The sequence below is a fragment of the Micromonospora sp. RTBAU3-60 genome, assembly GCF_054963695.1.
Genome location: NZ_JBUEGB010000004.1, coordinates 161,994 through 175,836 on the forward strand (window position 1 = coordinate 161,994; position 13,843 = coordinate 175,836).

Below are 13,843 nucleotides of genomic sequence, written 5' to 3' on the forward strand. Positions count from 1 at the left end.
GGATGAGCGAGACCGAGAACGAGGCGCCCGACGCCAGCGCACCGCAGCAGAGCGACCTCGACTTCAAGATCAACCTTCTGTTCCCCGGCGTGGTCGTCCGCAAGGACCTAGTCAAGGCCGTCAAGGGCAACGCCATCGTGCCGACCTACGTGCTTGAATACCTGCTCGGGCAGTACGCGGCCTCCGACGACGAAGCCACCATCCAGGCGGGTATCGACACGGTGCGCAAGATCCTGACCGATCACTATGTGCACCGAAACCAGTCCGAGCTGGTGAAATCTACGATCCGCGAACGAGGGCGGCACCGCATCATCGACAAGGTGACCGCCACGCTCAACGAAAAAGCCGACGTGTACGAGGCAGAGTTCGCCAACCTCGGCATCAAGGGCGTGCTCGTCGAACCCGGGACGATCAAGGCCCATCCGAAGCTGCTCGTCGGCGGCGTCTGGTGCATCTGCGACATCGAGTACTTCCACAGCGACGACACGCGGTTCGTACCCTGGATTCTCGGCTCAATCAAACCCATCCAGTTGTCGAACTTCGACTTCGAGGGCTACCTGGCCGCCCGACGGGACTTCACCACCGACGAGTGGATCGACCTGCTAGTGCAGTCCATCGGGTTCAACCCCGAGCTGTTCGGCCGGCGAGCCAAGCTCATCCAGCTCGTGCGGCTCATCCCATTCGTCGAGCGCAACTACAACCTCGTGGAACTCGGCCCCAAGGGCACCGGCAAGTCGCACATCTTTTCCGAGTTCTCGCCCCACGGCATGCTCATCTCCGGCGGCGAGGTCACAGTCCCGAAACTGTTCGTCAACAACGCCAACGGGCGCATCGGCCTGGTCGGCTACTGGGATGTCGTCGCCTTCGACGAGTTCGCAGGCAAGAAGAAGCGCGCGGACAGGGCGCTCGTCGACATCATGAAGAACTACATGGCGAACAAGTCGTTCTCGCGCGGCGTCGAGACCCTCGGCGCGGAGGCGTCGATGGTGTTCGTCGGCAACACCTCACACACCGTGCCGTACATGCTCAAGCACTCCGACCTGTTCGACGAACTACCCGACAGCTACCACGACTCGGCCTACCTAGACCGACTGCACCACTACATCCCCGGCTGGGAGGTCGACACCATCCGCGGGGAGATGTTCTCCAGCGGCTACGGGTTCGTCGTCGACTACATCGCCGAGGTGCTCAAGTCGATGCGCTCGGCGGACTACTCAGACCGCTACCGGCAGCACTTCACGCTCTCGTCGGACATCTCCACCCGTGACCGTGACGGCATCCACAAGACGTTCTCCGGGCTGATGAAGATCCTCTACCCTCATGGGGAGGCCACGCCCGAGGAGATTGAGGAGATCCTGCGGTTCGCGATCGAGGGCCGCAAGCGCGTTAAGGACCAGATCTTGCGCATCGACTCGACGATGGCCGATGTCAAGTTCGGTTACCTGGACACTGGTGGAGCCTGGCACTCGGTCTCGACGCTCGAAGAGGACGAGTACCCGGCCTACTACTATCCTAAGCGCCCCGAGGGTGACGAAACCACGGCCGATGGAGGCGAACCGACACCAGGTGGTTCGGCGCCGACTGCAGAGGCCGAAACACCGCGCCAGCCCGAGCCGGTCACCGAGCCGCCGCTGTTCGAGGGGCACCGGGAGTTTCAGGAAAACCAGCGCGGCGTCTCATTCGACACGCTCATCATCCCGTACCTGCACGGTGCGGGGCAGATCACGATCATCGACCCCTACATTCGCCAGTTCCACCAGGCCCGCAATCTCATGGAACTCATCGAGGCGATCGCCAGGACGAAGGACGCAGCCGACGAGGTCAACGTCAAGCTCATCACCGCGGAGAACGCCGAGAGCGCGGACAAGCTGCGCAAGCAGCTTGAGTTCCTCCTCAAGATCAAGCAGGGCGCGGCGGTCGGGGGCGTTAACTTTGACGTCGCGTTCGACGATAAGATCCACGACCGCTCGATCGTCACCGACACGGGCTGGAGAATCCTCCTCGGCCGCGGCCTCGACATCTTCCAGTACGTCACCGGTGACGCTTTTGACCTCGCGACCAAGCTCCAAGAGTTCCGTCAAGTCAAAGCATTCGGGATAACCTACATCCGCGAGAGCGCATGACCGAGATCAAGATACCTGTGGTGCGGTGGGGATGAGCAAGGCAGGCCCGCCACGCCTCATGCATGTTCGACCGCGGGCCCCGCTTGTCCTGGTTCAGCCAGTTACCGAGGGTGCCCTCGGTTTTGGGCAACCCCGCACCACTCACCAAGTCAGTGCGAGCACGCCTACGCTTGCGCGGGCAGCGCAGGGAACACGACCAGTGAGCCGTCCTCATTGCGGGCAATCTCAATCGCCACGTCTGTCGCGCGGCGGCCGACCACGGCGCCGTCGCCCAGCTTGTGAATCCGGTTTGCCGCGCGCATCAGGCTATCGACTTCACCGGTCGTGAAGACGGGCAGCAATCCTTGCGGGCGTGCCAACTCCAGCGCCGATAGGCGTTTCAGGACACCGGCGATGCTCGACTCCAGTTCGTCGAGGCGCTGTTGGTCGCGCTTGAGTGCGCGGGCGAAGTTCTCGAACAAGTTTCCAGGGTCGTCCTGGGCATACTCGACGGCCTGCAGGACGATGACCCGCCGCTTCAGCGCAATGGCCAGGGCAGCGAGTTCGAGGTGAGTGCGGAACGTGCCGCCATGGTCGTCGACGCCGGGGAACGACTTGGTCAGCGTGGCGATCTCGACGGGCTTGCCGTCGGGTAGCTTGTCGAGTGCGCTCTGCCACTGGGCAAGGCGGCGGTCAGCGCGGCCCAGCGCCGTGTTGATGGCATGCACTGCCGAGTCGAGTCCTAGCGAGACACCGAGCTTGCCCTGGTCGAGCAGAATGGCGGTGGCTTTGTCAATGGCATCGCGGCAGCCATCGAGTTCGCTGTGCTCGTCTTCGAGCTTCTGTTCGTGCAGTTGCTCCAGCAGTTCTGTGATGTGTTCGATAGCCTGCTGGCGCTTGCAGTCGGCATGCGCGCTGACCCCCACCGCAACGGCCATGAGCACGAGCGGCGCGGCCACGGTGAGCGCCGCGCTGCCGGCAACCGCGACGCCGGCTGTTGCACCGGCTCCACCGACTGCGCCTGCCGCTGCAGCCTTACCGACTGGCTCGAATCTCGCTTGGGCGGCGATGCTGCCCGTTGAGTTCACGAGTGCACCGTAGATGCCACCGGCCGCCCCCTTCGCAGCCATCGGGCGAACGATGCCCTGACCGAATTGGGCGGCAACCTTCGCCGGAACCACCATGCGATACAGCCCTTCGCCGGCAGCGGTCGTCGTAGCCGCCACAGAGGAACTTCGCGCTGATTGCGTGATGAGCTGCGACAGGTGCTGTGCCAAGGGACTCGCGGCATCGAGCGGAATACCTCGGCTGCGGTCGAGCTTGTCGGGTAGCGGATGTACCTCAAGTGTGGCGATCGGCTTGTCGGCCAGGCCGGCCAGCGCACTGCGCAGTTCAGCCAAGCGCTCAGCCGTCATCGGCTCGTCTCCGGCCAACGCGGGCACCCGGACGTCCCCGGTCGCCAGCATCCACACGGGAACGAACGCCGTGCGATCGTCAGTCATCGTCTCCCCTTTGTTTTCCGACCACAGCCTAATGTCAATCCCCGGAATCGTGGAGGATCGTTATGCGGCCTGAGCTCCTCGGGCCTCTGCTTTGAAGCGGTCGTAGTCGATCGGTGACCTGCCGTCGCAGGCGCTGTGGTGCCTGCGGGTGCTGTAGAAGTCGACGATCCAGGTGGCGATCTTGGCGCGGGTCTCGGCTCGGGTGTGGAAGCGCTGCCGGTGGATGTACTCGACCTTGATGGTGGAGTTGAAGGCCTCTGCGGCGGCGTTGTCCAGGGCGCAGACGACGCGGCCCACCGACTGGGCCGCGCCCAAGGCGCAGGCAGGCGGTGGCGTAGTCGGCGGCGGCCATGGACAGCGACGCGGTGGTCAGGTCCGTGTCGTGGTGAGCGCTCATGGCGTAGCCGAGCAGCCGGCGGGAATACAAGTCGATTCGTGGACAGGTACAGCTTGCCCTCGTCGGTGACGATCTCGGTCAGGTCGCCGCACCACAACAGGTTCGGGGCGACGGCGGTGAACTGCCGCCGGACCCAGTCCGGGGCCACCGTCGTTCTGCCCTGCTTGGTGAGGCCGGTGCCGGCGTCGCGGGGTACGGCCGGTCAGGCCGAGGGCCGCCATCCGCGCGGCGATGGCGTTCTCCCCCACCCGCCAGCCGGCCGCCCGCAGATCTAGGGTGACCTGCGGGGAGCCGTAGGTGCCGCCGGAGGCGGCGAAGCCTGCCCGGATCGCCTCATCCAGGTCGTCCTGCCGCTGCTGGCGGGCGGTCAGTGGCCGGTCGCGCCACTTGTAGAACCACAACTGTGACAGCCCCAGAGCGCGGCAGGTCAGCGCCTGCGGCACACCGCGCTCGGTCCTCTCGAAGCCACGAACGCCGCCACGCTCACACTTCGTCGCCTCCTTGACCCACAGGACCACGAATCGCTTGAGCACGTCACGCTCCACCGCCAGCCCGGCGTTCTCCCGGTGCAGCCGCAGCAACTCCGCACGCTCATTGGCGTCCAAGCCGCCGCCAGCGGGCTCTCCGCGGGCCCGCTTGTCCTGGTTCACCCAGTTACCGAGGGCGCCCTCGTTGATCCCGAGATCCCGAGCAACCTGCGCGATCGGCTTACCGGTCTCCCGCGCACGATCCGTACGGCGCCCTCACGGAACTCTCGATCAAACCGCCGCCTCGATTCATTCATGACGATCTATCACTAGGCCTGGCCTCCACGCTAACGGGGGAACCTCATTCCGCTGTACCGAGACTGCGGCTTGCAACGAAAGATCTAAAATGGATTGCGGGTTACTCGGTACCGTGAGGTCGTGAGACGAACCTGCTGGGCGCGAGCGGCCCGGTTGGCAGCCGCAGCTTCCGTGACTGCTGCCGGAGTGGTATGCGGCTCGCGATTGGGTTGGTGGCAGGCGTTGGCGACCGACTCCGTGGACGCACCCTGGGAATGGGTCGAGCGTGCCGGCTGGATCGCAGGTTTGGTCAGCCTGCCCTTCGCGGTGGTGTCCGGGATCGTGGCCGCTCGGCAGAGCGCGCCGACCCCGCCAGCCAGTAGGATTGCCCGACCCCGGAACCCCTGGCGACTAATTCCAATCCAGGCCTGTCGACCTGGACAGCTCGGTGTCCATCCGGCCGCGATCTCACCAGGTGCTCAGTCAGCGCATCTGCTGCCGGCCTATGTCGTGCGCGACTACGATCAACAGCTGCGAGCGCAGTTATCTCAGGTGTCAAGACGCGGTGGTTTGGTGGTCGTCGTGGGCGGCTCGTCCACGGGCAAGTCACGAAGCCTGTTCGAGGCGGTCAATGAAGTCCTTGGCAGTTGGCAGATCCTGTTGGCCGACGACGCCGACGCCGTCCGCGAAGCCACGCCTGTCCTACCCGCCCGCACCGTAGTGTGGCTGGATGACACGCCTGCGGTGCGTTACCTGGCACCTGGCGGACTGACCAGAAATGATTTGTCGGCCCTCGTCGACTCGAGCCGCGACACTGGACCCACCGTCGTGGTCTCCATGATTTGGCCCGGGGCGTACCAACGCCTGACCGCGGTACCTCAGTCCAGCGACAACCTGTACGGCCGGCACGGCGACCCCTGGCGTGACGCGCGGGAAGTTCTCGCCCTCGCCAGCCAGCCGCCACTGCTCGTGCCAGACAACTTCAGCCAGTCGGAACGTAAGCGCCTGGCCGCCGTCTCCGCAGCCAACCACGATCAGCGGTTGGTCGGGGCCCTGGCCGACGACCACTACGGCGTGACGCAGCACCTGGCCGGCGCACCCGAACTGATCGGTCACTGGAAGCACGGCGCTGTCACCCATCCATACGGCGCTGCGCTCATCACCGCGGCAGTCGACCTCAGGCGGCGGTCGCGTCCGCGCGAGTGGTGTAAGAGACGGCCATCGCGGGATCCGGTCTGATGTTATGCGGCGATCGGGGTGGGGTCGGTCTGGTCGGTGCCGTGTTGGTCTGTGTCGACGGTGATCAGGCGGGCTTTGGCGAGTAGTTCCAGGCCCATGTAGCGGCGGCCTTCGGTCCACTCGTCGGTCTGTTCGGCCAGGACGGCGCCGACGAGGCGGATGATCGCCGCCCGGTTCGGGAAGATCCCGACGACGTCGGTGCGGCGACGGATCTCCTTGTTCAGCCGCTCCTGTGGGTTATTCGACCAGATTTGGCGCCAGATCTCGCGCGGGAAGCCGGTGAACGCCAGGAGATCGTCGCGGGCGGCGTCGAGGTGCTCGGCCGCGGCGGGGAACTTCGCCTCGATCGTGGCCACGACCCGGGCGAACTGGGCTCGGACGGCATCAGCATCGGGCTGGTCGAAGATCGTGCGCACCAGGGTCGAGATCCACGGCTGCGCCGACTTCGGCACCTTGGTCAGCAAGTTCCGCAGGTAATGGGTCCTGCACCGCTGCCACGACGCCCCGGGCAGCGCAGCGCCGATGGCGGCCACGAGGCCGGCATGGGCGTCGGAGATGACCAGGCGGACGCCGGACAGGCCACGGGCGGTCAACGACCGCAGGAACGCCAACCAGCCGGCGCCGTCCTCATCCGCGGCGACATCGAGGCCGAGGACTTCGCGTTGGCCATCCGCGTTGACCCCGACAGCGATCAGCGCGTGGACGTTGACCGTGCGGCCGGCTTCGCGGACCTTCATCGTCAACGCGTCCATCCACACGAACGTGTAATGCCCTGAGTCCAGGGGCCGGTTGCGGAACGCCTGCACCTGCGCGTCCAGGTGGGCGGCCATCTCCGACACCTGCGACTTCGACAGCTGCCGAATCCCGAGCTGCTCCACCAGCTTCTCCACCCGCCGCGTCGACACCCCGAGCAGGTAGGAGGTGGCAACGACCGACACGAGGGCCTGCTCGGCCCGCCGGCGATGGGTCAGCAACCAGTCCGGAAAGTAAGACCCCTGCCGCAGCTTCGGTATCGCCAGGTCGATCGTCCCGGCCCGGGTGTCCCACTGCCTCGGCCGGTAGCCGTTACGAGAGTTGACCCGCTCGTCGCTGCGCTGCCCATACCCGGCGCCGCAGATCGCGTCCGCCTCGGCGGACATCATCGCCTGCGCGAACGTCCTGATCATCGCCTGCAACACATCACGCGACGCGCCCTCGATCTGCTCGCACAGCAGGTCAACAGGGTTCACACTCTCAGATGCGGCCATCGCGCATCACTCTCCTTCGTTGGATTTAGCCGTCTCGAAGGATCGCGCGGTGGCCGTCTCCTATCTACGCAACACGCCCATCACGGGCAAGTCGTACACCACTTCTGTGGACGCAACCCAGGCGGCTCGGGATTCGTCAGCCACTCACCGCCAGCCTGCTGGCGGCGACGCTCCCGGCCTACCTCACTGGCGAGACATTTGCCGAAGCGCCGACAAGCTGGTTCGGCGACGCTCTGGCATACGCCACATCGCCGCTGCGCGGTGGCGTGCGAGCACTGTATCCCTTACCGGGTTCAGAGATCGGGACTACGTCTGGCTACGAGGTCGCTGACTATCTTCAGCAGTTCGGGACGCTCGATCGCCATTACTCCATTGTTCCTCTAATGGTGTGGGACGTCCTTGCAGCTAACGTCACCGATCTCGACGACATGGTCCGCCTTGCGCAAAGCGCCGACGAGCGCGGGCTCGTTGAGTACGCGAAGCCCCTGCTGTGGCGCGTTCACCAGCATAGCGAAAGCGCCCGCTGGCGGCTCGTCGAACTACTCGTCGACGAGGGACGCGAAGATCGACTGCGTGAGTGCGCAGCCGATGGCGTCACCGAAGCCCAGTGGGGTCTGGTCTTGCTGTTCATCAAGCAAGACAGATTCGGGGAAGTTCTGACCAACTGGCAGCCTCCTGGGCCGCACGAAGACGCCTGGTGGAACCTGGGCGAGTTGCTTCATGATCGAAAATGCGAAGATGTGCTTCGGGAGTTGAGCAATGCCGGGCACGAAATAGGCCACTTTTACCTTATTAGGCTGCTGCGAAGCGAACGACGTGAGGCCGCCTTGGACGAGCTGGCTGCCGCTGGCGACAAGGAGGCTCAGCTGTGCCTGGCCGGCTTGATGGGAGAGCAGGGCCGGATTGATGAAGCCATCGAAGAATACGAGGATCTGTCCGAGTGCGACGATGACGAAGTCGCTGACGAGGCAATACGTGCATGGGGCGCTCTCCTGGCCTCGCACGGGCGCGAGGCGGAATTGCGCGAGTGGGCGGCCGAGGCCGAAGACCCTGGGCTTGCCCACCTGTACCTGGCCAACCTGCTCGCCAGGCAGGACCGCGTCGACGAACTGCGCGAGTTGGCCGCCGATCGAGGTGCCACCGTGTGGTGGCAGTTTACCGCACTTCTACGCCGCCTCGGCCGCGTGGACGAACTCCGTCGGCTGGCCGCGGATGACCCTTGGAAAGACGCCGCCACCGATCTCATTAAGCTGCTGGAAGCGATGGGGTGCGAGGACGAGCTTCGCGAGATCGCCGCCGCCGGCAACCGGGATGCGCACCAGAGCTTGGTCGACCTGCTCGCCAGACTAAGCCGCGAGGACGAACTCCGCGAGATGGCCGCTGCCGGCGATCAGCACGCCCGCAAACAGTTGGTCGCAGTCCTTGCCAGACTCGGGCGCGACGACGAGATCAGGCCGATGGCGGCAGCGGGCGACCCGGCAGCGAGCCGACATGTCCGTCGACAGGCCTGAACCAGCACAGGAGCATGCCGCTGACCTTTCCGCGTTGCTGCGGATCGACAACGGGCCGCATTTCGCAACGACAGTTCGACCTAAACCCCGATGCATGCCGCGCGGCGCCCGACCGCGCGCCTTGCCGCGTCTGTGAAGCCCCACTCCCTGAGCCTCGCCATGCATGGCGCTGCCCTCCCGTCGATGGGACTGGCGCATCGGTGGGTGCTCTGCGGGTGCTCAAGCGACATGGACGGGCTCCCAATGGGTGGACTGAATGGAAACTGTCTGCATGAAATAGGGCCATAACCGAGAGCAGACGGAACCTCAGCAACCCGACTGGACCGAATGGCTCGACCAAGAGCAAGCTCTCAAACCGCGGTCACAGCTTAGAGCTCCTGCCACCACCGGCCGACGACTTGGCTTGGCCGTGCCGGTGTGGCACCTTTCCGCTTGATGGCATGAAGGAGCGAGGCCTCGCTCCTCGTGGGTCCCGGGCGGGATGCTCGCTGGCATGGGCCTATCCGATCGGGAGATCGGGCGGGGAGGCAAGCAGCGATGGAACCAGAACTTGCAGGCGCCGACCGGTCGACGTCTAGGCCAGAGAGGGAATGATCACCATCTGGTTGTGGATGTCTATCCACTGCCAGCGTGGTCGGTCCGTGTTGAGCTCGACATAGACAGCGTGCTGGTAATTCAGCTGCTGCTTGTACGCGTGCAGCTTCTCTAGATCAAAATGGACCGCCTTTTGACTCGCTGGGTGCTTCTTCGCCTCCACGACAAGGATGTTATGAGCCCTCGTCTTTCCAGTGCGGTCGTGGACGATGAGGTCCGGCAGCACCGAACGTTTCCTTGCTGCCGCCCGTTCCGTCTCGTTGTCCGAGCTGGCATCGAGCAACCCGGTCACCGACTTCGCGACCCTCCCTGCCCCTGCCAACCGGTTGTATTCAAGATCGACCCACAGTCTGCCGGGCCAGCTCTCTTCGACCTCAGGCGCAAGGTAGCGCCCGACGCGAAACATCATCGACCGCTCACTTGCATCGCGGCGCAGCAGCACCTCATCGTCCGCACAGGTCGTGAGGATCGCTCTTCCCAGCGAAACCCTCAGCCACTCTTCGGTCGGGGGCACGCCATGGACGCTACGCTGCAGAGCCGCCATGGGGCATCAGCCGCGGCGGCGACGTGTGGAGCGACTGCCCGAAGGCCGGACACGGTTCGCCGGGGAGGCAACGCTCAGATTGCCTCTTGGGGTGCGTCGAAGAGGTCACCACTCAGGAGGCGTAGGTCATGGCGCCGCCAGTGCGACTGGAGTCTCACCCTCCAGAACCGGCAGCCGCCACAGCTCGGCTTACATAATTGTCATTACCGCCACGGGGCGCCTCCGGGATACCGCGCAGCGACCACCGCAGTGATCGCCGACCGTGCGGGCGCCGATCTCGGCGACACCCGGCAGGTCCTCAGCCACGCCCAGCGCCACGCCGTCGGTCACTATCAGCGCCGGGCCTGCGGTCACGCCGTCCGCCACACCAACGTCTACCGCACCCGCGGCGACCCGGCGTTCTGGTCGGGTCCGCACCTGGTGACCATTGAGCACGAGGAGTACTGTCCCGGCATGCGCTTCGGCTTCAGCTTCCCACCGCGGTGCTGATCACCAGGAAGTGACCCGAACGATGACCAACCCGCCCGTCAACGGCCGCCCTGAGCCGGGGCAACCGGACGACGACACTGCTGTCTTTTCGGTGTATTCGGAGGCCGCGTTCCCCCTGCCTCCGCAGGCACCGCCGCCACCGGCGGCGCGGAAGAAGACCCCCTGGGTGGTCGGCGTAGCCGCAGCCGCGCTGGTCCTGTTGTGCTGCTGCGGCGCCGCGGTGGGCTCCTTCGTGACCGACTCCGGCCGGCCCCAGAAGCCGACCGCAGCCGCCAGCGCCACCGCGGACAAGGACACGCTGGTGCAGGTGCGCCCTGCTCCGACCACGCCTGCGGCCGTCGAGGCGACGGGAGCGGTGACGCAGTCGGCCAGGCCCACGACGACCGTGCCGAGGCCGTCGCCGAGCCGTACGACCAGCAGCCCGCGTCCCACCCGCACCAGCAGCAAGCCAACGCCGCCGGCGGAGCCTAAGACGGACCCCAGGTTCCGCAATTGCAAGGAGGCCAATAAGGCCGGCTACGGCCCGTACTACCGCGGCGTCGATCCGGAGTACGCCTGGTACCGCGACCAGGACGGCGACGGGGTGGTTTGCGAGCGATGACCAGGTCGCTGAACTAACCGGCACCGCCGCCCGACGACTCCGTGGTCATGAGGTGACCGGTTACCGCTGCCCGCCGGTGAGCAACGCCGGGATCTGGCCGCTCTCGTATGCCACCTCGATCGCCGGCCTGGTGTGCTGGCCGACCATCCGATCGTCGGACAGGACGATGTGCGCGAGGAACTGCCGGCCAGCGCGTGGCACCCGAGGTGGAGCGTCTCGCCCGCACCTGTACGTGGAGGGTTCCGCGCTCGAGACCGAAGCCGGACAACGATGGGATGCTGGCACCGCCTCCCACAGGGACGACTACCGGCGGGGCGCCGGTGACATACTCGCCGTCATCATGGGACAGGAGGCCTGACATGCCCGCAGGATTGAAACGCATCCGCGACAACATGAAAGTCACCCCCACCGCCCGCGACAAAGGGCTCAAACTCACCCTCTCCGTCGTCGCCTACGACAACGGCATGGTCGAAGTCGACGGTGTGCCCATCAACGAGAGCCCCGGGTACGACCAGGGCGAAGGCTGGGCAGGCGCAGCCGAAGTGGCGACAGCGGTACTCAGCGAGTTTCGCCGCCAGGCCGCCAAGCGGCAGGCCGCCAAGAAGAAGGAAGCCGGGAACTAATGGCCACGCCGAAGCTTCCCGCCGACCAGATAAACCACCTTCGCCAGCTCGCTGACCAGTACGGGCAAGCTCACGAGGAAGGCGGCTACGAGCCCCGATCCAAGCAGCTCCGCGAATTCCACCTCGATCGGTTCCTTATGTGGCTGGAAGGCCGCTACGACCCCGTCACGGACAAGGGGAAGCGTCTTTCCTGAGCAGCCATGGTTGACGTGAAGCCGCCCACCGATCGGTGGGCGGCTTCACCGTCTTCCAGTGGTGCCAGCTGGCGGAGTCGTACTTCGGGTCGATCCCCTCGTCGTGGATCTTCGAAGCGTCGAGGCGATGACCGATGGGTGCCCGCCCTCCGTGTGGAAGCGCGGTCCCGGGCAGGACCCGCTTAAGAGTGGCAGGGTGGTCAGGTGTCCTGGTGGTGGTGGCCTTTGGCGGCGCAGTCGTTCCAGATGCGGGTCAGGTGTTGGGTCATGCGGGCGGTGGCCGGGTGGTTCGGGTGGTGGCGTCGGTGGGTGGTGATGGTGTCGGCGAGGAGGGTGCGGGCGGCTTGGCAGTGGCCGAGGTCGTGGAGGACGAGGGCGGTGGTGGCGTGGGTGGCGAGGGTTCGGTGGGTGTGCGGGCCTTCGAGGCGGGTGAGCTGCTCGGCCAGTTCCCGGTAGAGGTGGTGGGCGCGTTGGTGATGTCCAGCACGCCGGTGGGCGACGGCGTGGAGGTGGAGTGCGTGGAGGCCGCGCGGGTGCGTGGGGCCTTGGAGTTGGACCGTGCTGCGATGGGCGTAGGCGGCCCAAGCGATGGCGTCGGACGGGTGGCCGAGCCGGAGGAGTAGTTCGGCCAGCAGCGTGGCGGCGTCGGCGTGTAGCGGGTGTGCTGGCGCGGTGGCGGGGTCGATGTCGGTGAGGCTGTCGTGCAGGAGTTGCCGGGCGCGGAGTGGATCGTCGAGGGCTAGGTGACGGGCGTTGGCGACGGCCTGTACGCGTTCGGTGTCGACGCCGGGGCCGGGTAGGGGCGCGGCGCGCCAGGTGAGCGCCATATCGCCGGGGGTGGCGCCGATGGTGACTCGGGCGAGGACGTGGTGGGCGTAGGTGGCAGCGAGGTGTGGGGGCGTCGGCGTGCTGGTGGCGGGGATGATCCGCGGCGTGTGCCGCAGGATCGCCTTGCCGACGGTGTCGGCGATGGCCGCGGCGTCGAGGGGTCGGGGCCGGCAGTTCGCCTGGCACTGGTAGCCCTGCCCGGAATCCTGCAGTTCGGCGTGGGTCATCGGTTGGTGGCAGAACGTGCAGTGCAGCAGCCCTGCCGGCAGGTATGCCTCCCACGCGTCGGCGGATGGCTTGCCCGGCTGGGTTGGGGGTGGGGTGGTGGCTTTGGTGACCCATTTCTGGACGAGGCGGGGGTCGAGGTTGAGTTGGCGGGCGACGGTGGTGACCGCGCCGTATGCCTTGACGGTGCGGGCATCGGCGACGCGTTGGACGACGGCGTCGATGAGGTCGGGAGGGTATCTGCGAGGAAAGGCCATGAGATGCGATGCCGGTTGGGTGTTGAGGGTCAGTTGGTGGTAGACGGAACCGGTCGACTTGCCTGTGGCGACGGCTGTGCGGCTACGTGTGCAGGTCCTGCCACCGGTTGTCGACGGGGTGGGTGGGGTTGATCGGCATGGCACCTCTGCTGCGGCGGGAGTTGCGGCGCATCGGGTGCAGGGTCGGCCCGTCGGGCAGGGTGATCGCGGGTCGGGGTGTGTAGCCGTAGCGGGCGTACAGGTGTTCGCAGCCTGCCGGGATGGTGGTCCAGGCGGGTAGGTCTATCCGGTTGAGGCGGCTGCGGTGGTGGGTCAGCAGCGCGTTGCCGTGGCCGGCCTTCTGGGCGTCGGGGCGGACGGTGAGGAAGGCGAGGTGGTAGTGCGATTCGGTGGGCTGTTTCACCGATAGCAGGCTGTCCAGCAGGTCGAATCGGTTGGCGTGGTCTCCGGCGGCGTCGGTGAGGCGGATGCGGTAGTTGGCTGGTGGTGGGATGGGTCGGTAGCGGTGGAAGCCGACGGTGGCGGCGGCATCGTCGTCGGTGAGGTGGATGTCGCCGAAGAACATCGCGTGTTCCACCCAGATCCCGACGACATCGCCCAGCACCTGGCGCCGCCGTTCCGGGTTGGGCACCAGCCATGCGGCGAGCGGACTGGAGTGCAAGGCGTCGGCGATCAGCGCGGCGACTAGGTCCTTGTCCGTCCAGCGGGCGGCGCGGATACGCACAG

At 66.1% G+C, this 13,843-nt stretch carries 15 protein-coding genes and 1 pseudogene; 7 read left to right on the plus strand and 9 right to left on the minus strand.

Annotated elements, in window-relative coordinates; all coding sequences use genetic code 11:
• Nucleotides 1-2: 2 nt before the first annotated feature.
• The gene (brxL, locus tag ACY34I_RS06090; protein WP_462753250.1) at nucleotides 3-2,123 is read left to right on the plus strand and encodes a BREX system Lon protease-like protein BrxL; all 2,121 of its coding nucleotides are present in this window, start codon (nucleotides 3-5) and stop codon (nucleotides 2,121-2,123) included.
• Nucleotides 2,124-2,287: 164 nt separating this feature from the next.
• Here the strand turns inward: brxL and ACY34I_RS06095 are convergent, their stop codons facing one another.
• The 4 genes and pseudogenes from ACY34I_RS06095 to ACY34I_RS06110 all read right to left on the minus strand — a co-directional run.
• On the minus strand, nucleotides 2,288-3,604 hold the full coding sequence (locus ACY34I_RS06095; protein WP_462753252.1) for a hypothetical protein: 1,317 nt from the start codon (nucleotides 3,602-3,604) through the stop codon (nucleotides 2,288-2,290).
• A gap of 60 nt (nucleotides 3,605-3,664) precedes the next feature.
• Complete coding sequence (locus ACY34I_RS06100) at nucleotides 3,665-3,901, minus strand: integrase core domain-containing protein (protein WP_462753254.1); 237 nt, start codon at nucleotides 3,899-3,901, stop codon at nucleotides 3,665-3,667.
• Between the two features lie 96 nt (nucleotides 3,902-3,997).
• The gene (locus ACY34I_RS06105; RefSeq protein WP_462753458.1) at nucleotides 3,998-4,546 is read right to left on the minus strand and encodes an IS3 family transposase; all 549 of its coding nucleotides are present in this window, start codon (nucleotides 4,544-4,546) and stop codon (nucleotides 3,998-4,000) included.
• 15 nt (nucleotides 4,547-4,561) lie between these two features.
• Nucleotides 4,562-4,708: pseudogene (locus ACY34I_RS06110) on the minus strand (transposase); the annotation flags it as partial.
• Between the two features lie 300 nt (nucleotides 4,709-5,008).
• Between ACY34I_RS06110 and ACY34I_RS06115 the strand changes: the two are divergent.
• Entirely contained in the window at nucleotides 5,009-6,004 is a 996-nt protein-coding gene (locus ACY34I_RS06115) for a hypothetical protein (protein ID WP_462753256.1), read from the plus strand.
• 2 nt (nucleotides 6,005-6,006) lie between these two features.
• On the opposite strand, the gene ACY34I_RS06120 is transcribed toward ACY34I_RS06115, so the two are convergent.
• Entirely contained in the window at nucleotides 6,007-7,251 is a 1,245-nt protein-coding gene (locus ACY34I_RS06120) for an IS256 family transposase (protein ID WP_462753258.1), read from the minus strand.
• Nucleotides 7,252-7,634: 383 nt separating this feature from the next.
• Between ACY34I_RS06120 and ACY34I_RS06125 the strand changes: the two genes are divergently transcribed.
• Entirely contained in the window at nucleotides 7,635-8,762 is a 1,128-nt protein-coding gene (locus ACY34I_RS06125; RefSeq protein WP_462753260.1) for a hypothetical protein, read from the plus strand.
• 574 nt (nucleotides 8,763-9,336) lie between these two features.
• Here ACY34I_RS06125 and ACY34I_RS06130 read toward each other — a convergent pair.
• A complete protein-coding gene (locus tag ACY34I_RS06130) occupies nucleotides 9,337-9,870 on the minus strand; it encodes a hypothetical protein (RefSeq protein WP_462753262.1) in 534 nt (177 codons plus the stop codon).
• A 279-nt stretch (nucleotides 9,871-10,149) separates the two neighbouring features.
• Here ACY34I_RS06130 and ACY34I_RS06135 point away from each other — a divergent pair, with 279 nt between their 5' ends.
• Together ACY34I_RS06135 and ACY34I_RS06140 are read left to right on the plus strand one after the other, a co-directional pair.
• Nucleotides 10,150-10,389, plus strand: a complete 240-nt coding sequence (locus ACY34I_RS06135) for a hypothetical protein (RefSeq protein WP_462753264.1) — start codon at nucleotides 10,150-10,152, stop codon at nucleotides 10,387-10,389.
• 22 nt (nucleotides 10,390-10,411) lie between these two features.
• Nucleotides 10,412-10,990, plus strand: a complete 579-nt coding sequence (locus ACY34I_RS06140; protein ID WP_462753266.1) for an excalibur calcium-binding domain-containing protein — start codon at nucleotides 10,412-10,414, stop codon at nucleotides 10,988-10,990.
• Between the two features lie 60 nt (nucleotides 10,991-11,050).
• Here the strand turns inward: ACY34I_RS06140 and ACY34I_RS06145 are convergent, their stop codons facing one another.
• Entirely contained in the window at nucleotides 11,051-11,191 is a 141-nt protein-coding gene (locus tag ACY34I_RS06145; protein WP_462753268.1) for a hypothetical protein, read from the minus strand.
• A gap of 158 nt (nucleotides 11,192-11,349) precedes the next feature.
• On the opposite strand from ACY34I_RS06145, the gene ACY34I_RS06150 reads away from it, so the two are divergent.
• Together ACY34I_RS06150 and ACY34I_RS06155 are read left to right on the plus strand one after the other, a co-directional pair.
• Nucleotides 11,350-11,613, plus strand: a complete 264-nt coding sequence (locus tag ACY34I_RS06150; protein ID WP_462753270.1) for a hypothetical protein — start codon at nucleotides 11,350-11,352, stop codon at nucleotides 11,611-11,613.
• Complete coding sequence (locus ACY34I_RS06155; RefSeq protein WP_462753272.1) at nucleotides 11,613-11,807, plus strand: hypothetical protein; 195 nt, start codon at nucleotides 11,613-11,615, stop codon at nucleotides 11,805-11,807. The genes ACY34I_RS06150 and ACY34I_RS06155 overlap by 1 nt, the downstream gene beginning before the upstream one ends.
• 200 nt (nucleotides 11,808-12,007) lie before the next feature.
• Here the strand turns inward: ACY34I_RS06155 and ACY34I_RS06160 are convergent, their stop codons facing one another.
• Both ACY34I_RS06160 and ACY34I_RS06165 read right to left on the minus strand, forming a co-directional pair.
• Complete coding sequence (locus ACY34I_RS06160) at nucleotides 12,008-13,117, minus strand: hypothetical protein (RefSeq protein WP_462753274.1); 1,110 nt, start codon at nucleotides 13,115-13,117, stop codon at nucleotides 12,008-12,010.
• Nucleotides 13,118-13,199: 82 nt separating this feature from the next.
• Complete coding sequence (locus ACY34I_RS06165; RefSeq protein ID WP_462753276.1) at nucleotides 13,200-13,841, minus strand: GNAT family N-acetyltransferase; 642 nt, start codon at nucleotides 13,839-13,841, stop codon at nucleotides 13,200-13,202.
• Nucleotides 13,842-13,843 lie beyond the last annotated feature (2 nt).